19 protein-coding genes and 2 tRNA genes are annotated in these 20,296 nt (G+C 63.7%); 15 read left to right on the top strand and 6 right to left on the bottom strand.

What is annotated here, in order from left to right:
- Nucleotides 1-309 precede the first annotated feature (309 nt).
- A complete protein-coding gene (locus AzCIB_RS13965; RefSeq protein WP_232299225.1) occupies nucleotides 310-516 on the top strand; it encodes a hypothetical protein in 207 nt (68 codons plus the stop codon).
- Nucleotides 517-611: 95 nt separating this feature from the next.
- Nucleotides 612-3,047: a Lon protease family protein gene (locus AzCIB_RS13960; protein ID WP_050416450.1), complete on the top strand. Its 2,436-nt coding sequence runs from the start codon at nucleotides 612-614 to the stop codon at nucleotides 3,045-3,047.
- A gap of 118 nt (nucleotides 3,048-3,165) precedes the next feature.
- On the opposite strand, the gene AzCIB_RS13955 is transcribed toward AzCIB_RS13960, so the two are convergent.
- From AzCIB_RS13955 to AzCIB_RS13945, 3 genes are all read right to left on the bottom strand, one after another.
- Nucleotides 3,166-3,241, bottom strand: a tRNA-Asn gene (locus AzCIB_RS13955).
- A gap of 43 nt (nucleotides 3,242-3,284) precedes the next feature.
- A tRNA-Asn gene (locus tag AzCIB_RS13950) sits at nucleotides 3,285-3,360 on the bottom strand.
- A 59-nt stretch (nucleotides 3,361-3,419) separates the two neighbouring features.
- On the bottom strand, nucleotides 3,420-4,628 hold the full coding sequence (locus AzCIB_RS13945) for an amino acid aminotransferase (RefSeq protein WP_050416449.1): 1,209 nt from the start codon (nucleotides 4,626-4,628) through the stop codon (nucleotides 3,420-3,422).
- Between the two features lie 172 nt (nucleotides 4,629-4,800).
- Between AzCIB_RS13945 and uvrB the strand changes: the two genes are divergently transcribed.
- On the top strand, nucleotides 4,801-6,858 hold the full coding sequence (gene uvrB, locus AzCIB_RS13940) for an excinuclease ABC subunit UvrB (protein WP_050416448.1): 2,058 nt from the start codon (nucleotides 4,801-4,803) through the stop codon (nucleotides 6,856-6,858).
- 11 nt (nucleotides 6,859-6,869) lie between these two features.
- On the top strand, nucleotides 6,870-7,340 hold the full coding sequence (locus tag AzCIB_RS13935; protein ID WP_050416447.1) for a low molecular weight protein-tyrosine-phosphatase: 471 nt from the start codon (nucleotides 6,870-6,872) through the stop codon (nucleotides 7,338-7,340).
- Nucleotides 7,341-7,417: 77 nt separating this feature from the next.
- Here AzCIB_RS13935 and AzCIB_RS13930 read toward each other — a convergent pair whose 3' ends face one another.
- Complete coding sequence (locus AzCIB_RS13930; RefSeq protein ID WP_050416446.1) at nucleotides 7,418-10,291, bottom strand: Rne/Rng family ribonuclease; 2,874 nt, start codon at nucleotides 10,289-10,291, stop codon at nucleotides 7,418-7,420.
- Nucleotides 10,292-10,669: 378 nt separating this feature from the next.
- Between AzCIB_RS13930 and AzCIB_RS13925 the strand changes: the two genes are divergently transcribed.
- Entirely contained in the window at nucleotides 10,670-11,629 is a 960-nt protein-coding gene (locus AzCIB_RS13925; RefSeq protein WP_050416445.1) for an RluA family pseudouridine synthase, read from the top strand.
- Nucleotides 11,622-12,278 carry an HAD-IA family hydrolase gene (locus AzCIB_RS13920; protein WP_050416444.1) on the top strand — a complete coding sequence of 219 codons (657 nt, stop codon included), beginning with the start codon at nucleotides 11,622-11,624 and terminating at the stop codon, nucleotides 12,276-12,278. Before AzCIB_RS13925 ends, AzCIB_RS13920 begins: the two co-directional genes overlap by 8 nt.
- 13 nt (nucleotides 12,279-12,291) lie before the next feature.
- Here the strand turns inward: AzCIB_RS13920 and AzCIB_RS13915 are convergent, their stop codons facing one another.
- Together AzCIB_RS13915 and AzCIB_RS13910 are read right to left on the bottom strand one after the other, a co-directional pair.
- The gene (locus AzCIB_RS13915) at nucleotides 12,292-13,011 is read right to left on the bottom strand and encodes an SAM-dependent methyltransferase (protein ID WP_050416443.1); all 720 of its coding nucleotides are present in this window, start codon (nucleotides 13,009-13,011) and stop codon (nucleotides 12,292-12,294) included.
- Nucleotides 13,008-13,583: a Maf family protein gene (locus AzCIB_RS13910; protein WP_050416442.1), complete on the bottom strand. Its 576-nt coding sequence runs from the start codon at nucleotides 13,581-13,583 to the stop codon at nucleotides 13,008-13,010. Before AzCIB_RS13910 ends, AzCIB_RS13915 begins: the two co-directional genes overlap by 4 nt.
- 134 nt (nucleotides 13,584-13,717) lie before the next feature.
- On the opposite strand from AzCIB_RS13910, the gene AzCIB_RS13905 reads away from it, so the two are divergent.
- The 9 genes from AzCIB_RS13905 to AzCIB_RS13865 all read left to right on the top strand — a co-directional run bounded on the left by AzCIB_RS13905 (nucleotide 13,718) and on the right by AzCIB_RS13865 (nucleotide 20,288).
- A complete protein-coding gene (locus tag AzCIB_RS13905) occupies nucleotides 13,718-14,221 on the top strand; it encodes a YceD family protein (RefSeq protein WP_050416441.1) in 504 nt (167 codons plus the stop codon).
- A gap of 27 nt (nucleotides 14,222-14,248) precedes the next feature.
- A complete protein-coding gene (rpmF, locus tag AzCIB_RS13900) occupies nucleotides 14,249-14,428 on the top strand; it encodes a 50S ribosomal protein L32 (protein ID WP_018992335.1) in 180 nt (59 codons plus the stop codon).
- A gap of 86 nt (nucleotides 14,429-14,514) precedes the next feature.
- Complete coding sequence (gene plsX, locus AzCIB_RS13895) at nucleotides 14,515-15,528, top strand: phosphate acyltransferase PlsX (protein ID WP_050416440.1); 1,014 nt, start codon at nucleotides 14,515-14,517, stop codon at nucleotides 15,526-15,528.
- Entirely contained in the window at nucleotides 15,525-16,490 is a 966-nt protein-coding gene (locus AzCIB_RS13890) for a beta-ketoacyl-ACP synthase III (protein ID WP_050416439.1), read from the top strand. Before plsX ends, AzCIB_RS13890 begins: the two co-directional genes overlap by 4 nt.
- A 15-nt stretch (nucleotides 16,491-16,505) precedes the next feature.
- Nucleotides 16,506-17,435, top strand: a complete 930-nt coding sequence (fabD, locus tag AzCIB_RS13885; RefSeq protein WP_050416438.1) for an ACP S-malonyltransferase — start codon at nucleotides 16,506-16,508, stop codon at nucleotides 17,433-17,435.
- A gap of 5 nt (nucleotides 17,436-17,440) precedes the next feature.
- Nucleotides 17,441-18,190, top strand: a complete 750-nt coding sequence (fabG, locus tag AzCIB_RS13880) for a 3-oxoacyl-ACP reductase FabG (protein ID WP_050416437.1) — start codon at nucleotides 17,441-17,443, stop codon at nucleotides 18,188-18,190.
- A gap of 93 nt (nucleotides 18,191-18,283) precedes the next feature.
- Nucleotides 18,284-18,523 carry an acyl carrier protein gene (acpP, locus tag AzCIB_RS13875; RefSeq protein ID WP_004255952.1) on the top strand — a complete coding sequence of 80 codons (240 nt, stop codon included), beginning with the start codon at nucleotides 18,284-18,286 and terminating at the stop codon, nucleotides 18,521-18,523.
- Between the two features lie 21 nt (nucleotides 18,524-18,544).
- Nucleotides 18,545-19,783 carry a beta-ketoacyl-ACP synthase II gene (gene fabF, locus AzCIB_RS13870; protein ID WP_050416436.1) on the top strand — a complete coding sequence of 413 codons (1,239 nt, stop codon included), beginning with the start codon at nucleotides 18,545-18,547 and terminating at the stop codon, nucleotides 19,781-19,783.
- Nucleotides 19,784-19,802: 19 nt separating this feature from the next.
- The gene (locus tag AzCIB_RS13865) at nucleotides 19,803-20,288 is read left to right on the top strand and encodes a protein YgfX (protein ID WP_353611518.1); all 486 of its coding nucleotides are present in this window, start codon (nucleotides 19,803-19,805) and stop codon (nucleotides 20,286-20,288) included.
- Nucleotides 20,289-20,296 lie beyond the last annotated feature (8 nt).

The following is a 20,296-nucleotide window of genomic DNA, read 5'->3' as shown; positions in this document are numbered from 1 at the left end:
GTTGCGGGTGTCGGGCAAACTGTGGCTGAGTTCTGATGTCTATTTACACGATAGTTAAACAGGTGGTTTCGGCTGAAGGCAATACCGGAAATCACTTCGCGCGAGGCGCCGGCGTCCGTCTTTCTTGCAGACCGCCGCCGTAGTTGGCACAGTAGCGTGGAAGCGGGTTCGTTGATATGAGCCAAAAGTATTAAACTCCCGGCGATTGCATGTAGCCCTTTCGGGGGATTTGCGATGACGACAAGAGTTACAGAAACTTCGACCGAAAAACTTTACGAGCGTTTTCCGCATCTTCACAAGATAGACGGGATGTGGGGGACGGCGGAGTGTCGCAAGTTCATTTTCCTGCTGATGACCGACACCCGTGGCGGGGGGCGTCAGGGGTTTCCGCCCGAGCATGCGGGAACCATCATGTCGCTGCTGATGGAGCACGACCGGCGCTTCCCGCAGTTCGAGAACGATGTCGGAAACCACGACACCCGTTGGGGCGATCTCTCCCGTCGGGGGATCCGCTGACGACGCTTGCCCGCAAGGGTGGGTGAGGGAATCATGACGGGGCGGCCGTTTATCCGGACGCCCCGTTTTCATCGCGGTATCGGGAGAACAACAATATGGCCGACCTGCGCCCACTCGCAGCGGACCGTCTCCGTATCCGTTGCGCACCAGAGATCTTCGATTTTGCGGATACGGCAAACCTTCCCGATCTGCCGGGCGGAGTCGGGCAGGGGCGGGCAGAGGAGGCATTGCGTTTCGGTCTCGCGATGCGCCAACCCGGCTACCATGTGTTCGTGCTCGGCGAGCCGGGAACCGGCCGGCATGCAACGGTGTTTCGCCTGCTGCGTGAGTTCTCCGCTTGCGGCGCGGTCCCGCCAGACCTGTGTTATCTGCACAATTTCGACGATCCGCAGCGCCCCCGGCTCCTCACGCTGACGGCCGGGCGTGGGGCAGCATTGCGGGCCGACATGCAGGCGTTCATCGCCGATCTCGGTCCGGCAATCGAGACGGCGCTCGCCAGCGAGACCTACAGCAGCCGCATCGAATCGCTGCAAGATGCCCACAAGACGCGGGAAGACGGCGCACTGCATGAATTGGGCGAGGCATGTGCGGCCGATGGGGTGTCGCTGTTGCAAACGCCGGACGGCTTCGTGTTCGCGCCCACGAAAGACGGGCAGACCATGTCTCCCGAGGATTTCGAAGCCCTGGCACCTGAAATACGGGCCGCGGTGGAGAAGAAGGTGGGTGCCTGGGGCGATCGACTGGCCGATCTGCTCGAGCAGTTTCCGGGGTGGCGGAAAGAGCTTCACGAGGCGATGAAGCGCGCGGCGTGCGATGCACTGACGCCGGCAGTTTCGCATTTGATGCGCGAGCTGCGGGAGCGCTATGCCGACCTTCCTGCGGTGCTAGCGTTTTTCGATGCGATCAGGAAGGAGATCCTCGAGAGTGGAAGCGACTGGGCCGCTCAGGAGGGGGAAGAGGGCGATGGGGCGGAGGACGAAGCGCGCACGAAATTCCACCGTTACCAGGTCAAGCTGATGGTCGATCACTCCGCGACGCGCGGTGCGCCGGTCATCTGTGAGGACAATCCGACCTTTGGCAACCTGATCGGGCGTATCGAGCATATCTCCCAGATGGGCACGCTCGTGACCAATTTCAGCCTGATCCGTCCCGGCGCCCTGCATCGGGCATGTGGCGGCTATCTGGTGGTCGACGTCGAACGCATCCTGACACAGCCGTTCGCGTGGGAGGGATTGAAACGTGCGCTTCGCGCCCGCGAGATCCGTATCGAGCCGCCGTCGGAGGCTCAGGGGTGGAGCAACATGCTGACCCTGGAGCCGGAATCCATTCCGTGCGACGTCAAGGTGATTCTGGTCGGCGACCGCGAGTTGTTCTACCTGCTAACTGAAAACGACCCTGATTTTCCCGAGTTATTCAAGGTGGCCGCCGACTTCGACGAGGATATGCCGCGCAGCGACGCCAATGTCGTTCGTTATGCGGCGTTGCTCGCGATGCTCGGGCGGGCGTCGGACCTGTTGCCGTTCGACCGGACAGGCATTGCGCGTCTTGTTGAGCATGGCGCGCGCCTGGCCGAGCATGCCGGTCGCCTCAGCCTGCAGACGCGATTGCTGGCGGACGTGATGCGCGAGGCGGATTTCCATGCGCGCGCCTCGCAGTTGCCTACCGTCGGTTGTTCGCAGGTGGATGCGGCGATCGCATCCCGCTCGCGGCGATTCGGACGCTATGCCGAGCGGGTTCTTGAGTCGATGATCGACGGCACGACGCTCATTTCCACCAACGGCGCGCGCTGCGGCCAGATCAATGCGCTGGTTGTGGTCGAGCTTGCTGGCGAGCAGTTCGGCCATCCGATGCGCATTACGGCGACGGTGCGACTCGGGGAGGGAGATGTCGTCGATATCGAGCGTGAAACCGAGCTCGGTGGGGCGATCCATTCCAAGGGGGTTCTGATCCTCTCCGCGTTTCTTGGCGCCCGCTATGCGCGCCATCAGCCCCTGTCCCTGTCGGCCAGTCTCGTGTTCGAACAGTCGTATTCGCCGGTGGAGGGTGATTCCGCGTCACTGGCTGAACTCTGCGCCTTGATGTCTGCGCTGGCGCAGGTTCCGATTCGTCAAACCTTCGCGGTGACCGGGTCGGTCAATCAGTTCGGCGAGGTCCAGGCGATCGGGGGTGTGAACGAGAAGATCGAGGGATTCTTCGATCTGTGCGTCGCGCGCGGATTGACCGGTGAGCAGGGAGTTGTCATTCCGCAGGCGAGCGTACGGCATCTCATGTTACGCGAAGACGTTGTCGTGGCTGCGCACGAAGGCCGGTTCCACCTCCATGCCGTCGCTACCGTGGATGAGGCGATGGAGATCCTGACCGGGTTGTCGGCAGGGGTTGCGGACGCCAAGGGCGTAATGCCGCGGGAGACGGTCAATCACAAGGTCGCCGCGGCCCTCAGCGCGATGATCGTGGCGAAACATGCGTTCGATCACGGCAGCGAAGTTCGGCACGCCCGCTTCCGACGGCGGCATGAGAGCGGCCAGGAATGAGGTTCCGATGGGGTTGATGTGATCGCGTGCGACGATGCTGGCGGTTGGGAGGAGGCATGCCTCAAACCCGCAAAGCAAATGGGCCACCTCGAAAGGTGGCCCATCTACTTGGCTTTACTGGCTCCCCGACCTGGGCTCGAACCAGGGACACACGGATTAACAGTCCGTTGCTCTACCAACTGAGCTATCGGGGATCGGTATCGTCTGCTCATGCAGGATGCTGCAGGAGCCAAATTTTGGCTCCCCGACCTGGGCTCGAACCAGGGACACACGGATTAACAGTCCGTTGCTCTACCAACTGAGCTATCGGGGAATTGAGCCGCGCATTATAGGTAGCGCACGGCTATGCGTCAATATTGCTTGCGCGGATTCTTAAGCCTTCACGACCGTGGCAATCGCCTTCGCGACGTAGCCGATGTTGCGCGAGTTGAGGGCGGCGAGGCAAATGCGGCCAGTCGACACGGCGTAGATGCCGAAGTCGTTCCTGAGCTGTTCGACCTGCGCGGCCGACAGGCCGGTGTAGGAGAACATGCCGCGCTGCTGGATCACGAACGAGAAGTCCTGCGCGACGCCGGCCGCCTTCAGGTTTTCGACCAGCCCGGTACGCATCGCGCGGATGCGGTCGCGCATGCCGGCCAGTTCGTCTTCCCACATCTGACGCAGTTCGGCCGAATTCAGCACTGCCGCGACGATGGCGCCGCCATGGATCGGCGGATTGGAGTAGTTGGTGCGAATCACGCGCTTGACCTGCGACAGCACGCGGGCCGACTCGTCCTTGTTCGCGGTGACGATCGACAGGGCGCCCACGCGCTCGCCGTAAAGCGAGAACGACTTCGAGAACGAGCTCGAAACGAAGAATTGCAGACCACTGGCGGAGAACAGGCGCACGGCGACCGCGTCCGGCTCGATGCCGTCGGCGAATCCTTGGTAGGCCATGTCGAGGAAGGGCACAAGGCCGCGTTCGCGGCATGCACCGACGACCTCGCCCCACTGGGCTTCGGTCAGATCGGCCCCCGTCGGGTTATGGCAGCAGGCGTGCAGCACGACGACAGAGCCCGGGGCGAGCTGTTCGAGCTTGACCTTCATGCCGGCGAAGTTCACGCCGCGGGTGCTTGGCTCGTAGTACGGATAGTTCTCGACCGGGAAGCCGGCGGACTCGAACAGCGCGCGGTGGTTTTCCCAGCTGGGATCCGAGATGTAGACGGTTGCGCCGGGGACCAGGCGCTTGAGGTAGTCGGCGCCGACCTTCAGCGCGCCCGTGCCGCCCAATGCCTGGACGGTGACGACCTGGCCGTTGGCGATGAGGGCCGAATCCTTGCCGAAGAGCAGGTTCTGCACGGCGGTGTTGTATGCCGCGGGGCCTTCGATCGGCTGGTAGCCGCGCGGCGGCATCGCTTCGAGACGCGACTTCTCGGCCGTCTTCACAGCTGCGAGCAGCGGAATCTTGCCGTTGTCGTCATAGTAGACGCCGACGCCGAGGTTCACCTTCTCAGTGCGCCCGTCGGCGATGAAGGCCTCGTTCAGTCCGAGGATCGGGTCACGGGGTGCCATCTCGACGGCGGCGAAGATCGAAGCGGGCATTAAACAACTCCAGGTTGGGCGGGGGGCGTCGGGGGACTGAACCTGTCGCGTTGGTGACGGTCCATCCTGCCGTGCCTTGAGCCGAGTTTTGCGAAATAATGCGCATTTGCCCGACTCTGTTTCGTCTATCGCAACAAACGGGCAAGCGCTTGAAACAGCCGGAAATTCTAGCATGACGAGTTCGACGGACAGTGTTCCGGTGGTGACTTTCGAAGGGAGTCCGTTCAGACTCCATCAGCCTTTTGCGCCCGCGGGCGACCAGCCGGCAGCGATCGATCTGCTGACCGAGGGGGTGTCCGACGGCCTGATGTTCCAGACCCTGCTCGGCGTGACCGGCTCGGGCAAGACCTACACGATGGCGAACGTCATTGCGCGCTGCGGCCGACCCGCCCTGGTGCTGGCGCCGAACAAGACGCTAGCCGCGCAGTTGTACGCCGAATTCCGGGAGTTCTTTCCCGAGAACGCCGTCGAATATTTTGTCTCGTACTACGACTACTACCAGCCGGAAGCCTATGTTCCGTCGCGCGATCTCTTCATCGAGAAGGATTCAAGCATCAACGAGCACATCGAGCAGATGCGCCTGTCGGCAACGAAGAGCCTGATGGAGCGGCGCGACGTGGTGATCGTCGCGACGGTGTCGTGCATCTACGGTATCGGCGACCCGGTCGATTACCATGCGATGATCCTGCATCTGCGTGAGGGCGAGCGCATTGCCCATCGCGACCTCGTGCAGCGACTCGTGGCGATGCAGTACACCCGCTCCGACATCGACTTCCGGCGCGGGACCTTCCGTGTGCGCGGCGACGTGATCGACGTGTTTCCGGCGGAGAATGCCGAGTATGCGGTGCGGATCGAGATGTTCGACGACGAGATCGAGCATCTGACGTTGTTCGACCCCCTTACCGGGCACCTGAAGCAGAAGCTCGTCCGCTTTACCGTTTACCCGTCCAGCCACTACGTTACTCCGCGCGCGACGGTGCTGCAGGCGATCGAGGCGATCAAGGATGAGCTGCGCGATCGAGTCAGTGATTTTCAGCGCGCGGGTAAGCTGGTGGAAGCTCAGCGCATCGAGCAGCGCACGCGCTTCGATCTGGAGATGCTCAACGAGATGGGGTTCTGCAAGGGCATCGAGAACTACTCGCGCCATTTGTCGGGGCGCGGCCCAGGCGAGCCGCCGCCGACGCTGATCGACTATCTGCCGCCGGACGCGTTGCTGTTCGTCGATGAGTCGCACGTGGCGATTCCGCAGGTGGGCGGCATGTACAAGGGTGACCGTTCGCGTAAGGAGAACCTCGTCGAATACGGATTCCGTATGCCGTCGGCACTCGACAACCGGCCGCTGAAGTTCGAGGAATTCGAGCGCCTGATGCCGCAGACGATCTTCGTGTCCGCGACGCCTGCGAATTACGAGGCGACGCACCAGGCGCAAGTCGTCGAGCAGGTCGTCCGCCCCACGGGGCTGATCGACCCCGCGGTGGAGGTCAGGTCCGCAAGCACTCAGGTCGACGACCTGCTGTCCCAGGCCAAGCGCCGTATTGCCGTGGGTGAGCGCGTGCTGGTAACGACGCTGACGAAGCGGATGGCGGAGGACCTCACCGATTATCTTGCCGAAAACGGCATTCGCGTGCGTTACCTGCATTCCGACATCGACACGGTCGAGCGTGTCGAGATTATCCGCGATCTGCGTCTCGGGGAGTTCGATGTGCTGGTGGGCATCAACCTGCTGCGCGAAGGTCTGGATATTCCCGAGGTGTCTCTTGTGGCGATTCTGGACGCGGACAAGGAAGGTTTCCTGCGTTCCGAGCGCTCGCTGATCCAGACGATCGGGCGGGCCGCACGGCATATCCACGGCCGCGCGATCCTATACGCGGACGTGGTGACGCGCTCGATGCGCGCCGCGATGGACGAGACCGAGCGACGTCGGGCAAAGCAGCTCGCGTTCAACGCCGAACACGGTATCGTCCCGAAGTCGGTGACCAAGCGCATCAAGGACATCATCGACGGCGTCTACTCGAGCAGCGACGAGCGCAATGCGAATGTAGCGCAGGAGGCGCGGGCCGAATATTTCGCGATGGACGAGAAGTCCGTCGCGAAGGCGATCCGGAAACTCGAGAAGGAAATGCAGGAACATGCCCGCAACCTCGAATTCGAAAAGGCTGCAGCAGCCCGGGACGAATTGTTCAGGCTGCGCCAGCGCGCGTTCGGCGCGGACCAGCATGGGGAGGCCTGAGAGGTGACGTCGTGACGAAAATCCTGTTCGTATGTACCGGCAACATCTGCAGATCCCCTACTGCCGAAGGTGTGGCGCGGCATGCCATCCGCGCGGCGGGGCTCGACGGGGTGATCGAGGTCGAATCGGCCGGGACGCACGGCTATCACGTCGGTGAGGCGCCCGATCCGCGCACGCGCAAGGCGGCCAAGAAGCGCGGCTACGATCTTTCGATGTTGCGGGCGCGAAAACTCGAACCGGCGGACTTCGAGGCCTTCGACCTGTTGCTCGCGATGGACACCGGGCACCTTGAGATCATGAAGCGAAACTGTCCCGACGAGCATCGCGGCAAGGTCAGGCTCTTCATGAGCTACGCACGCCGCTTCAAGGCTGACGAAGTGCCCGATCCCTATTACGGCGGCGAGCGCGGGTTCGATCTGGTACTCGACTACTGTGAAGATGCGATCGGGGGGCTCGTCGACGTGCTGAGGTCGTCGCGCTGAACGATCCTCGTGTGACCGCCTGAAATGAAAAAGGGGCGCCCGGTGGGCGCCCCTTCCTTTCCGCTTGTCGCTGCTGATCAGTGCGGTTTTTGGGTTTCAACCTGCTGCAGCGGCTCGTCGGTGATCACGAGCGAAGGCCGCGGACGCCGGCCAAGCGGACGGGCAGGTGCCTCATCGGCATGGGACTCGGTGAAGGCCTGGACCTTTTCGCTGCTCGTTTCGATCATCACGAGGCCACTCTCCGCCAGCGAGCTGCCGAGATCGATCGGTGCGGACGGCGCGTGCGCGATTTCCTGCGCCTCGGCCGTGGCGGCCTGCTCGACGACTAGGGGGGCTGCCTCGGCTTCCACTGGAGTCGGTTGCACGGCTTCGGCAAGCGCCGCCGCGGGCGCCACAGCGGCTTCCTCTGCCGGTGCGACGACTTCGGCTGGCGCCTCTTCGGTTTGTGCCGTCGGCGCCGCTTCGATTGTCGCTATTTCCTCGACGGTCGGTGCGGCATCGGCTACCGCCTCGGCGGGTGCTGCCGCTGCGATTGCACGAACAGGCATGGGCGCTTCTTCGACCTCGGCAGGCACCGCTTCCGCTGTGCTGGCGACGACAGGCAGCGGCGCCTCGGTTTCGGCGACAGTGATCACCTCGCGGGAAGGTTCGGCGGTTGCGGCTGTTGTCGCCTCGACCGCTCGCGGGGCCGGCTCCGCCTGTGCGGTTTCGCCTGCCATTGCCTCTTCGAGGGTCTCACTGCCGACTCCCGCTGCGGCCGCAATTCCCTGGTCTTCGCCTGGGCGACGGTCCCGGCGACCGCGGCTGCGGCGGCGGCGCTTCTCCGGCGTGCCTTCCTCGCCCGTCGGTGCGGCCGTTTCGGTCACGCCGGTTACTGCGACGGCCTCTACGACTTGTTGTTCGGCTGCGTTTTCGACGGCCTCGACAGGCTTGGGCTGGCGCGGTCCGCGCTGCCGGCGGCCTTCGCTGCGCTCCGCAGCTTCGGGACGCTCTGCGCGTTCGGCGCGTTCCTGGCGTTCCGCCCGTTCGGGACGCTCGGCCCGTTCGGTACGCTCCTGGCGCTCTTGCCGTTGTTCGCCTCTGCCGTTGCTGCGGGTGGGCTGCGAAGGTTCCTCACGTTCGGCGCGCTGGCCTTCACGGCGGTTGCGGTTGTTGCCGCCGCGGCGATTCTCCCCGCGTTCGCCGCGGGGACGCGCCTCGCGCTTCGACTGTGCTTCTTCCGCGGGTTGCGGAGCCGGGGTCGTCTTCTCGCCGCGCAGCCACGCAAAGAGGCGCGCAAACAGGCCAGGCTCGGCAGCCGGAGCGGCAGCAGGCTCGGGCTTAGGCTCCACCACCGGCGCGGGCTGCGCAGGGGCGATGCCCTTCACTACGGCTTCGGCGCGGGCCGGCTTCTTGTCGTCCTTCGTCGGCAGGCGCAGGTCGACTTCTGCGGGCTTGCCGACCATCTGGTAGCTGGCGAGTGCCAGTTCTTCCAGATTCAGCTGGTCGTGGCGCAGGCGGATGATCTCGTGGTGCGGCGTCTCGAGGTGGCGGTTGGGAATGATGATCAGCTGGATCTTGTGCCGGTACTCGATGTGTGCAATGTCCGAACGCTTCTCGTTGAGGAGGAAGGTTGCGACATCCACCGGCACCTGCAGATGCACTGCGCCGGTGTTTTCCTTCATCGCTTCCTCTTCGAGGATGCGCAGGATGTGCAGCGCGGACGATTCCGTGCTGCGGATGTGGCCGGTGCCGTTGCAGCGCGGGCAGGGGATGTAGCTCGTTTCCGCCAGCGCGGGGCGCAGGCGTTGGCGCGAAAGCTCAAGCAGGCCGAAGCGGCTGATCTTGCCGGTCTGGACGCGCGCGCGGTCGTGGCGCAGCGCGTCACGCAGGCGGTTCTCGACCTCGCGCTGATTCTTCTGCGACTCCATGTCGATGAAGTCGATGACGATCAGGCCGCCGAGGTCTCGCAGACGGAGCTGGCGTGCAATTTCTTCGGCCGCCTCGAGGTTGGTGCGGAAGGCCGTTTCCTCGATATCCGCGCCCTTGGTCGAGCGGCCGGAGTTTACGTCGATGGAGACGAGGGCTTCGGTATGGTCGATCACGACCGCGCCGCCGCTGGGCAGGCTCACCTGGCGCGAGTAGGCGGACTCGATCTGATGCTCGATCTGAAAGCGCGAGAACAGCGGCACATCGTCGTTGTACCGCTTCACGCGATTGACGTTGGCCGGCATCACATGGGCCATGAACTGGAGGGCCTGCTCGTACACGTCATCGGTGTCGATCAGGATCTCGCCGATGTCCGGCTGGAAGTAGTCGCGGATTGCGCGAATCACGAGGCTGCCTTCCTGGTAGATCAGGAACGCGCCAGACTGCGACTGCGCGGCACCGTCGATCGCGCGCCACAACTGCAGCAGGTAGTTGAGGTCCCACTGCAGTTCCTCGGCGTTGCGGCCGATCGCCGCGGTGCGCGCGATCAGGCTCATGCCGGGGGGGACTTCGAGCTGATCCATGACTTCACGCAGTTCGCTGCGCTCGTCACCCTCGACGCGCCGCGAAACGCCACCCCCACGGGGGTTGTTCGGCATCAGGACCAGGTAGCGTCCCGCCAGCGAGATGTAGGTGGTCAGGGCCGCGCCCTTGTTGCCGCGCTCGTCCTTCTCGACCTGGACGATGAGTTCCTGGCCTTCCTTGAGCGCGTCCTGAATGCGCGCCTTGCCAGCATCGACGCCGGGCGCGAAGTAGGAGCGGGATATTTCCTTGAACGGCAGAAAACCATGCCGCTCCGAGCCGTAATCAACGAACGCCGCTTCGAGACTGGGCTCGATGCGCGTGATGACGGCTTTGTAGATATTGCTCTTGCGTTGTTCCTTGGCGGCCGATTCGATATCGAGGTCGATCAGTTTCTGACCATCCACGATTGCGACGCGCAGTTCCTCGGCCTGCGTCGCATTGAAAAGCATGCGCTTCATTGATTTCGTTCCCCCGCGCGAAACCCACGGGCAGGACGAACCGCGCGCACCATCGCGCTTGTTACGTGATCAGGAGCGGGTAGGTTCTTCTACTTTTTTCCGGTCGGTAATGGGCTGTGATGGGTCGGCTGGTCGATGTTCATGCATTCCCGCCTGGGGCCGGAACGCTTGATCCTGCGGGTGCGTTACGCGTCTTTGTTCAATCCAATGGATCGAAGATTGTCAATTGCGTTACCATCGATGCCTTTTTCGGCAACGACAGCACGTTGTGGTTGTCCGGGAGCTCTTCTGGGGCTCGTTGTCGACCGCTTTCCTCCGCATCGGTGCGAGAGGGGCGTCGATGAAACCGGGACTAACCGGCGGCAAGTATATTTCAGGATGATGGCACAAGGCAAAGCGGTGACGGTCCGGCGCGAACGCGTCGATGATTCGGTCGCCGGTCAGCGGATAGACAATTACCTCATGCGTGTGTGCAAGGGGGTACCGAAAAGCCACGTCTATCGGATCCTGCGCAGCGGGGAAGTGCGTGTCAATGGCGGACGGGTCGGTCCGACCTACCGTCTCGCGCTCGGGGACGAGGTGCGGATTCCCCCCGTACGCGTCGCGGAATCGAACACCCCGGCGGTGGTGCCAGCCGGCAAGGCTTTGCCCGTCGTGTACGAGGATGATGCCCTCATGGTCGTCGACAAGCCCTCGGGCAAAGCCGTGCATGGTGGCAGCGGCGTGAGCTTCGGTGTCATTGAGCAATTGCGCAGCCAGCGGCCCGAAGCACGCATGCTCGAACTGGCGCATCGCATCGACCGTGAGACCTCGGGGCTCCTGATCATCGCGAAGAAGCGGTCGGCGCTGACCGCCCTCCACGACATGATGCGCGAGGGGCGCGTGGAGAAGCGCTACCTCACGCTGGTGCCCGGCAAGTGGGCCAACCCGTTGCAGCACGTGAAGGAGCCGCTGTTCAAGTACCTCACGCCTGAGGGTGAGCGGCGCGTGCGCGTGAGCGGCGAAGGCAAGCAGGCGCATAGTGTTGTGCGGCTCGTGAAGCGCTGGCAGCGCTTCAGTTTGCTCGAGGTGGAACTCAAGACGGGCCGTACCCACCAGATCCGTGTCCACCTTGCTCACCTCGGTTTTCCGTTGTGCGGCGATGACAAGTACGGCAATTTCCCGCTCAACAAGGCGCTCGAGCAGGAAGGGCTGAGGCGGATGTTCCTCCATGCAGCCTATCTCTCCTTCGCCCATCCGCTTACCGGGGAGCCGATCGTGCTGCAGTCGCCGCTTCCCCACGAGCTGCAGGGCTTCATCGATCACCTGGATGCAACAGAGTCTCGCAAGAATGGCTAAGCGCTTCGACCTCATCGTTTTCGACTGGGACGGAACCCTCATGGATTCGGCGGCGGCGATCGTAAACGCGATCGTGGCAGCGTCACGAGATCTCAATCTGCCGGAGCCGTCCGAGGCGCGCGCTCGCTACGTCATCGGACTGGGGCTGGCCGACGCGCTCCGCCATGCCGTGCCGGATTTGCCCGAGGCCGACTATCCCCGCATGGTCGAGCGCTATCGCTACCATTACCTGGCGCGGGATCACGAGCTGTCGCTGTTCCCGGGTGCGTACGAAATGATCGAGGAGCTCTCCGCGGCAGGGCGGATGCTGGCTGTCGCAACCGGAAAGAGCCGGCTGGGCCTTAGTCGCGCACTCGAGTGCAGCGGGCTGGGGGCGTTCTTCCACTGCACGCGGTGTGCGGACGAATGCTTCTCCAAGCCGCACCCGGCGATGCTGGAGGAAATCATGAACGAACTCGGCGTCGCCCGGGATCGCACGCTGATGGTCGGTGACACGACGCACGACCTTCAGATGGCGAGGAACGCGGGGGTGGCCGGGCTAGGCGTGGCCTTCGGGGCCCATCCGAGGGTGGCGCTGGAGGGCGAGGAGCTTGTCGGGATCGTTGGCTCTCCCGCTGAGCTCGCCCTGTGGCTGCGCGAGAACGCCTGATCCCGGGGAGGGGTCAGCTGGCGAGCAACAGGAAGAGCGTGGGGCGCCTGGCCAATTCGGGCTTGGGATTCCGGCGCCAGTCGGCAATGCTCGTGCTGCCCACCCATTCGTTGTCCGTCGTCAACTCGCGCGCAACACACATTCGTGTCGTCGGGCGGCAGTTCGCCAGCAGGGCGTCGAACAGCCGCTCGTTGCGGTAGGGGGTTTCAATGAAGATCTGCGTGCGCTGCAGGCGGCGCGATTCGTCCTCGAGTTGCCGGATGCGCCCGTCCCGCTCCGGTTCGGAAACGGGCAGATAGCCGTTGAAGGCGAAGCTCTGGCCGTTCAGGCCCGAGGCCATCAGGGCCAGCAGAATCGACGACGGGCCGACCAGCGGTCGCACCTCGATGCCCCGTGCGTGCGCGCGTGCCACTAATCGTGCCCCGGGGTCCGCGACAGCCGGACAGCCGGCTTCCGACATCAGGCCGATATCGTGGCCCTGAAGTGCCGGGGTGAGCAGGGCGTCGAGTGCCGCCGGGGCGTCCTTCTCGGGCAAGACCTGGATGTCGATGTCGCGCAAGGGGCCCGGGTGTTCCAGGCGTTTGAGTTCCGTTCGTGCCGTCTTGGCATTTTCGACAACAAAATGGCAAAGCCGGCGCGCAATCGCCTGCACCTCGTGCGGAAGAATGTGCGAGCACGCCGTGTCGCCGAGGCTCACCGGTACGAGAAACAGGGCGCCGCGTTGTGCGCTCATGGGAGCTGCATACCTTCTGCGCGCAGGAGACGCGACAGTGCGATGAGCGGGAGGCCGATCAGCGCTGTCGGATCATCGCCAGAGAGCGACTCCAGGAGCGTGATGCCGAGGCCTTCCGACTTGGCGCTGCCGGCGCAGTCGAGGGGGCGTTCCTTGTCTACGTAGCGCCGGATCTCGTCGTCGTCGAGATTGCGGAAGCGCACGAAGGTCGGGACGCTCTCGCTGCGGACGTGTCCGCTGCGGGTGTTGACGATCGCGAGCGCGGTGTGAAAGGTGACGGCCTGTCCGCTCATGCGACGCAACTGGGCGACGGCGCGCTCGACGGTGCCCGGCTTGCCGAACACTTCGTCGCCGATGTGCGCGACCTGATCGCTGCCGATCACGAGGGCGTCGGTGTGATTGAGTGCGACCGCCTGCGCTTTCTCGATCGCGAGGCGGTTTGCTGTCGCGGGCGGCGTTTCGCCCGGCAGGGGGGTTTCGTCAACCTTCGGGCTGGCGATCTCGAACGGCGTTTGGAGGCGTTCGAGGAGCATGCGACGATAGGCAGAGGTCGAGGCGAGTACGAGTTTCATGGTCGAAGGGGGTGCGAACGGCTGTCGGACGATGCGGGTGAGGCTTGTGCAGCCTTGCTGGCGGCGCAAATCCTTGAAAATAGGCGTTTCGGGGTTTTGACAGGGGAAGCCGAAAATAATATCATGCGCCTCTTATGTCGCAACGAAGCGTTCTTCCGGACCCGTTCAAGTTCGCAGCCGAAGGCCGCAGCCTGAGTGGGGTCATTCCGCTGGTGGAGTTGCCACGACTCGGCGACGTGTTGCTGGATAAGTCCGGTAGCGTGCAGTTCAGCCTAGTTGGCGAGGTGGGGCTCGATCGCAAGCCGCGCGTGCGGCTCGCCATTTCTGGCGAGTTGCAGGTGCGATGCCAGCGCTGCCTTGGTTCGATGGTTTGGCCGCTGGAGGTGGATGCGCTATTCGAGTTGGTCAGGCCCGGTCAGCCGATCGCGGACGACGAGTTGGAAGAAGACGAGTTCGATGCAATTGAGGCGACGCCGGATATGGATGTGAAGGCGTTGGTCGAGGATGAGATCGTGCTGGCGGTGCCTATTGCGCCTCGGCATGAAAAGTGTGAGGCGCCCCGCCCCGACGGTGGTGCCGTAAAGGAATCGCCTTTCGCGTCGCTTGAGAAGTTGCGCAAGACCGACGGCGCGGAATAGGCGCGATATTTGTACTAGGAGTTTTTCATGGCCGTTCAGCAGAACAAGAAATCCCCCTCCAAGCGTGGCATGCATCGTGCCCACGACTTCCTGACCAATCCGCCGCTCGCTGTCGAAGCGACCACCGGCGAAGTCCACCTGCGTCATCACATCAGCCCGAGCGGTGTGTATCGCGGCAAGAAAGTCGTCAAGACCAAGGGCGAATAAGTCCTGTCTTCCAAGGCGGCGCGGCGCTTAGGGCGTCTGCGCCGTTTTTTCATCCCGAGTCCCTGTTCGAGGTGCACGAAAGTTCCATGGGTGTCACCGTTGCGATAGATTGCATGGGCGGCGATCATGGCCCGTCCGTGACGGTGCCGGCCGCGCGCGCCTTCCTGCGCAACCATCCCGAGGCCAAGGTGATTCTGGTCGGGCGTCAGGACGCGCTCGATCAGGCCGTGGCGGCCATCGGCAATGGTTTCGCGGGTCGTTTGTCGGTCCGTGCGGCGTCCGAGGTCGTCGAAATGGACGATCCGCCAGCGATCGCGATGCGCAAGAAGAAGGATTCCTCGATGCGCGTCGCGGTGGATCTGGTGAAGGCCGGCACGGCCCAGGCGGCAGTGTCGGCCGGGAATACCGGCGCCCTGATGGCGATCTCGCGTTTCGTCCTCAAGACGCTCGACGGCATCGACCGGCCCGCGATCGCGACAATCCTGCCCACGCGCAAGGGGCAGGTGTATGTGCTCGACCTCGGCGCTAACGTTGATTGCGAGCCCGAGCACCTGCTCCAGTTCGGCATCATGGGGGCAATGCTCGTGTCTGCGGTCGAGCACGTCGACCGCCCGTCAGTAGGGCTGCTCAACATCGGCGAAGAGGCGATCAAGGGTAACGATGTCGTCAAACGCGCCGGCGAACTGCTGCGCGGAAGCGGCCTGAACTTTTACGGCAACGTGGAAGGCGACGACATCTATAAGGGGACGACCGACGTTGTCGTGTGCGACGGGTTTGTCGGCAATGTGGCGTTGAAGACATCCGAGGGGTTGGCGCAGATGCTTGCCGCATTCCTCAAGGAGGAATTCAGCCGCAGCCTGCTGACCAAGGTCATGGCGGTCGTTGCGATGCCCGCGCTCAAGCGTTTCAAGCGCCGCGTCGATCACCGTCGTTATAACGGTGCGGCCCTGGTCGGTCTGCGCGGCGTGGTGGTCAAGAGCCACGGCTCTGCCGACACATATGCGTTCGAGCAGGCCATTCACCGGGCTGCCGAGGCTGCGTCGAACCGCCTCGTTGAGCGCATTAGCGAGCGCATGACGGCCATGGGGAGAGCAGCATGATCTATGCACGAATCGCCGGCACCGGAAGTTTCCTGCCGGGCGAGCCTGTCAGTAACGACGATCTCGTCACTCGCGGAATCGATACGTCGGATGAATGGATCGTCGAGCGCACGGGTATCCGTACCCGTCACCTCGCGGCCAGCGACGTCACGTCGAGCGATCTCGCCTGCGAAGCGAGCCGCCGCGCCATCGCGGCCGCGGGCCTGCAGCCCGAGGACATCGATCTCGTCGTCGTCGCGACCTCCACTCCGGACTGCATCTTCCCGAGCACTGCGACCCTGCTGCAGGCAAAGCTGGGGATGCGTAACGGCGCCGCGGCGTTCGACGTGCAGGCCGTTTGTACCGGTTTTGTCTATGGGTTGACGATCGCCGAGAAGTTCATCCGCTCGGGGAGTCACAAGCGCGCGCTGGTGGTTGGCGCGGAAGTATTCTCGCGCATCCTCGACTGGTCTGACCGCGGCACCTGCGTGCTGTTCGGCGATGGGGCGGGCGCAGTCGTGCTCGAGGCGTCCGATGCGCCGGGCATCCTGGCGACTGCACTGCACGCAGACGGCAGCCATCACCCCATCCTGTGCGTGCCGGGCGCGGTCGCCTCAGGTCAGGTGATCGGAGACCCCTTCCTGCGTATGGACGGCCAGGCGGTGTTCAAGTTTGCGGTCAAGGTGTTGGGCGAGGTCGCGCACGAGGTTCTCGCCGCCGCTGGTGTGCAGGCCGAGACGGTCGATTGGCTGATCCCGCATCAGGCCAACATCCGCATCATCCAGGCGACCGCGAAGCGGCTCGGTGTGCCGATGGACAAGGTCATTGCGACGGTCGATCGGCATGGCAACACGTCGGCGGCATCGATCCCGCTCGCCCTCGATCTGGCCGTGCGCGACGGGCGTATCCGTGCGGGCCAGCGGATCATCGTCGAAGGCGTCGGCGGTGGCTTCACGTGGGGCGCTGCGCTGCTCCAATTCTGAGACAGGACAAGATCAATGGCTTTTGCTCTGGTGTTCCCGGGACAGGGGTCCCAATCCGTTGGAATGATGGCGGGCTACGGTGAGCGCGCCGAAATCCGTGACACCTTCGCCGAGGCATCCGATGCGCTCGGAGAGGATCTTTGGCAGATGGCCAATGAAGGGCCTGCCGAGCGTCTCGTGCTGACCGTCAATACCCAGCCTCTGATGCTCACGGCCGGTGTGGCTGCATATCGCGCCTGGCTTGCTGCGGGCGGTCCCAAGCCGCAATTGGTTGCGGGTCACAGTCTCGGCGAGTATTCCGCCCTCGTCGCTGCCGGTGCGATGGCCTTCTCCGATGCGGTGCCCCTTGTGCGTTTCCGCGCTCAGGCGATGCAGGAGGCCGTTCCTGCCGGCGAAGGCGGCATGGCAGCGTTGCTGGGTCTGGAAGTCGACGCTGTCCGTGAAGCCTGTGCCGAAGCGGCGCAGGGCGAAGTCGTCGAGGCTGCGAACCTGAACGCCCCCGGTCAGATCGTAATCGCCGGCGCCAAGGGCGCGGTCGAGCGTGCGATCGAGGCAGCGAAGGCACGCGGCGCCAAGCGCGCGATGCTGCTGCCGGTGAGCGCCCCGTTCCACTGCGCGCTGATGAAGCCGGCGGCGGAGCGACTCGCCGAGCGACTCGCGTCGGTAACGATCGGCAAACCCGAGATTGCGGTGATCAACAACGTGGACGTTGCCGTGTATGACGATCCGGCCAGGATCCGTGACGCGCTCGTGCGCCAGGCCTTCTCGCCGGTGCGCTGGATCGAGCTGGTGCAGGAGATGGCGCGCCGCGGCATGGGACACGTCATCGAGTGTGGTCCGGGCAAGGTCCTTGCGGGTATGACGAAGCGGATCGCGGGCGACGTGCAGGGCGGCTCGATTCACGACGCTGCGAGTCTCGAACAATCCATTGCGGCCTTGAGGTGATTTCAATGAGTTTTTCGCTCGAGGGGCAGGTGGCCCTTGTGACCGGTGCGTCCCGCGGGATCGGACGCGCCGTGGCGCTCGAACTGGGCCGTCTGGGTGCGACTGTCGTCGGTACGGCAACTTCGGAAGCCGGTGCCGCCGATATTGAAAATGGTCTGCAGGAAGCCGGCATCAAGGGGTGCGGGATGGCGCTCAACGTCACCGACGCGGCTGCGTGCGAAGCGGCCATTGGCGACATCGAGAAGCGCTTCGGTGCCGTCGGCATCCTCGTGAACAATGCCGGCATCACGCGCGACAACCTCGCGATGCGCATGAAGGACGACGAGTGGGATGCCGTCATCGACACTAACTTGAAAGCGGTGTTCCGCATGTCGCGTCTCGTCATGCGTGGCATGATGAAGGCCCGCGGCGGCCGCATCATCAACATTACGTCCGTTGTCGGCAGCGCCGGCAACCCCGGGCAGGCGAACTACGCGGCGGCAAAGGCCGGCGTGGCCGGCATGAGTCGTGCGCTGGCGCGTGAGCTGGGTAGCCGCAATATCACCGTCAATTGCGTGGCTCCTGGCTTCATCGACACCGACATGACCCGTGCGCTGCCCGAAACGGCCCGCGACGCGCTGCTGGGCAACATCGCCCTCGGCCGGCTGGGACGTCCTGAAGAAATCGCTGGGGCGGTGGCCTTCCTGGCATCGCCCGCAGCCGCCTACGTGACGGGCACGACCTTGCACGTGAATGGCGGCATGTACATGTCGTAATCACCGGCGGCGATAGCGGTTCTCATCCTTTTTGGTAGAATACGCCGGCTTTTTTTCTTACATATCTGGATCATTCTGGGAAGGAGTTAGTTCATGGAGAACATCGAGCAGCGCGTCAAGAAAATTGTCGCCGAACAACTTGGTGTGAACGAGTCGGAAATCAAGATCGAGTCCTCGTTCGTCGACGATCTGGGCGCGGATTCGCTGGATACCGTGGAACTGGTCATGGCCCTCGAGGAAGAGTTCGAGTGCGAAATCCCGGACGAGGAAGCTGAGAAGATCACCACGGTTCAGCAGGCGATTGACTACGTCAACGCCCACCTGAAGAAGTAAGACTGATTACCGGAGCGAACATTGACCCGTCGCAGAGTCGTCATTACCGGTCTGGGCATCATTTCCCCGGTCGGCAATACCGTTCCGGAGGCCTGGGACAACATTGTCAACGGCCGCTCCGGTATCGGCGAAATCACGCGTTTCGATACCACGAACTTCCCGGTGAAGATCGCCGGTGAGGTGAAGGGGTTCGACATCGACGCATATCTTTCGCCGAAGGAGGCCCGCCGTATGGATGTGTTCATCCATTACGGCATGGCCGCCGGCATCCAGGCGTTCAAGGATGCCGGCCTGCAGGTTACCGCCGAGAACGCCGAGCGTATCGGCGTGAATCTGGGCTCGGGCATCGGCGGCCTGCCGATGATCGAATCCACCCACGACGATTACCTGAAGGGGGGGGCACGCAAGATTTCCCCGTTCTTCATCCCCGGAACGATCATCAACATGATCGCGGGCAACCTGTCGATCATGTTCGGCCTGAAGGGGCCTTGCCTGGCGATGGTTACTGCCTGCACGACAGCCACGCACTGCATCGGCGAAGCCGCGCGTCTCATCCAGTACGGCGACGCCGACGTGATGATCGCCGGTGGCGCCGAGTCAACCGTGACGCCGCTGGCCGTCGGTGGTTTCGCCTCGGCCCGTGCGCTTTCCACGCGCAACGACGACCCGCAGACGGCGAGCCGTCCGTGGGACAAGGGGCGCGACGGCTTCGTGCTTGGTGAGGGGGCCGGCGTACTCGTGCTCGAAGAGTATGAGCATGCGAAGGCGCGTGGCGCGAAGATCTATGCCGAAGTCGCCGGCTTCGGCATGAGCGCCGACGCCTACCACATGACCGCCCCGTGCGAGGACGGCAACGGTGCAGCGCGCTGCATGACGAATGCGATGCGCGATGCCGGCATGGCACTCGACGAGGTCGACTATATCAACGCGCACGGTACGTCGACGCCGCTCGGCGATCTGGCCGAAACGACGGCAGTCAAGCGTTGCTTTGGTGACCGCGCCAAGTCGATCGCGGTGAATTCGACCAAGTCGATGACCGGTCACCTGCTGGGCGCAGCCGGGGGCGTGGAGGCGGTGTTCACAACGTTGGCGATCCATCACCAGATTGCTCCGCCGACGATCAACATCTTCGAGCAGGACGAAGGCTGCGATCTCGACTATGTCGCGAACAAGGCACGCCCGATGGAGATCCGCGCCGCGCTGTCGAACTCGTTCGGCTTTGGCGGCACCAACGGAACCATCGCGTTCCGCCGCGTCTGAGTCACCGGTACGGTAGCCCGTGCGCTACCCGCTTGAAATCCGGCTTCGCCCGTCGAGGCTGATATTTCTGTTGAACGCCGCGATCCATACGATCGCGGCGTTTGCATTTCTGCGTTCGTCCTTTCCGCTGCCGCTCGTCATCGTCGCCGTCGCGGGACTGGGAATCTCGCTGCGCTCGACGATCCGTGCCGAAAGGGAAAAGGCGTGCGTGCGTCTGGTCCTCGAGGACGATGGCGAACTGTGCATGGATCCCGATGGCCACGGGCGCCGATTGGTGTACGCGGTGCCCGAGCCGGGTTGCGTCGATTTCGGCTGGGCGGTGTGGATTCACTGGCGCGGTACGCGGGTGCGACGTTCGCCTCGCAGACCGATGCGCGGGGCGCTGATGCTCGTGCCAGGAAACGTCGGCGACGACGAGTGGCGAGGGCTGAAGATTTGGCTCAGGCACAAGGCCGGCGCTGCCCGGACGGACGAGTCCGGGGGCGATGCATCCGCGCAGCGCTAAGTCCGCGG

The sequence above is a fragment of the Azoarcus sp. CIB genome (assembly GCF_001190925.1).
In the GTDB taxonomy this organism is placed as follows: Bacteria; Pseudomonadota; Gammaproteobacteria; order Burkholderiales; family Rhodocyclaceae; genus Aromatoleum.
This window is presented reverse-complemented; position numbering and strand designations above follow the sequence as displayed.

What these genes read in the sequence shown, in the direction of transcription:
- fabG (WP_050416437.1), top strand. Translation starts at nt 17,441, where the DNA reads ATGAGTTTTTCGCTCGAGGGGCAGGTGGCCCTTGTGACCGGTGCGTCC.
- AzCIB_RS13910 (WP_050416442.1), bottom strand. Translation starts at nt 13,583, where the DNA reads ATGAAACTCGTACTCGCCTCGACCTCTGCCTATCGTCGCATGCTCCTC.
- acpP (WP_004255952.1), top strand. Translation starts at nt 18,284, where the DNA reads ATGGAGAACATCGAGCAGCGCGTCAAGAAAATTGTCGCCGAACAACTT.
- AzCIB_RS13915 (WP_050416443.1), bottom strand. Translation starts at nt 13,011, where the DNA reads ATGAGCGCACAACGCGGCGCCCTGTTTCTCGTACCGGTGAGCCTCGGC.
- AzCIB_RS13905 (WP_050416441.1), top strand. Translation starts at nt 13,718, where the DNA reads ATGTCGCAACGAAGCGTTCTTCCGGACCCGTTCAAGTTCGCAGCCGAA.
- AzCIB_RS13965 (WP_232299225.1), top strand. Translation starts at nt 310, where the DNA reads ATGTGGGGGACGGCGGAGTGTCGCAAGTTCATTTTCCTGCTGATGACC.
- AzCIB_RS13925 (WP_050416445.1), top strand. Translation starts at nt 10,670, where the DNA reads ATGATGGCACAAGGCAAAGCGGTGACGGTCCGGCGCGAACGCGTCGAT.
- rpmF (WP_018992335.1), top strand. Translation starts at nt 14,249, where the DNA reads ATGGCCGTTCAGCAGAACAAGAAATCCCCCTCCAAGCGTGGCATGCAT.
- uvrB (WP_050416448.1), top strand. Translation starts at nt 4,801, where the DNA reads ATGACGAGTTCGACGGACAGTGTTCCGGTGGTGACTTTCGAAGGGAGT.
- AzCIB_RS13890 (WP_050416439.1), top strand. Translation starts at nt 15,525, where the DNA reads ATGATCTATGCACGAATCGCCGGCACCGGAAGTTTCCTGCCGGGCGAG.
- AzCIB_RS13945 (WP_050416449.1), bottom strand. Translation starts at nt 4,628, where the DNA reads ATGCCCGCTTCGATCTTCGCCGCCGTCGAGATGGCACCCCGTGACCCG.
- fabD (WP_050416438.1), top strand. Translation starts at nt 16,506, where the DNA reads ATGGCTTTTGCTCTGGTGTTCCCGGGACAGGGGTCCCAATCCGTTGGA.
- plsX (WP_050416440.1), top strand. Translation starts at nt 14,515, where the DNA reads ATGGGTGTCACCGTTGCGATAGATTGCATGGGCGGCGATCATGGCCCG.
- AzCIB_RS13920 (WP_050416444.1), top strand. Translation starts at nt 11,622, where the DNA reads ATGGCTAAGCGCTTCGACCTCATCGTTTTCGACTGGGACGGAACCCTC.
- AzCIB_RS13960 (WP_050416450.1), top strand. Translation starts at nt 612, where the DNA reads ATGGCCGACCTGCGCCCACTCGCAGCGGACCGTCTCCGTATCCGTTGC.
- AzCIB_RS13930 (WP_050416446.1), bottom strand. Translation starts at nt 10,291, where the DNA reads ATGAAGCGCATGCTTTTCAATGCGACGCAGGCCGAGGAACTGCGCGTC.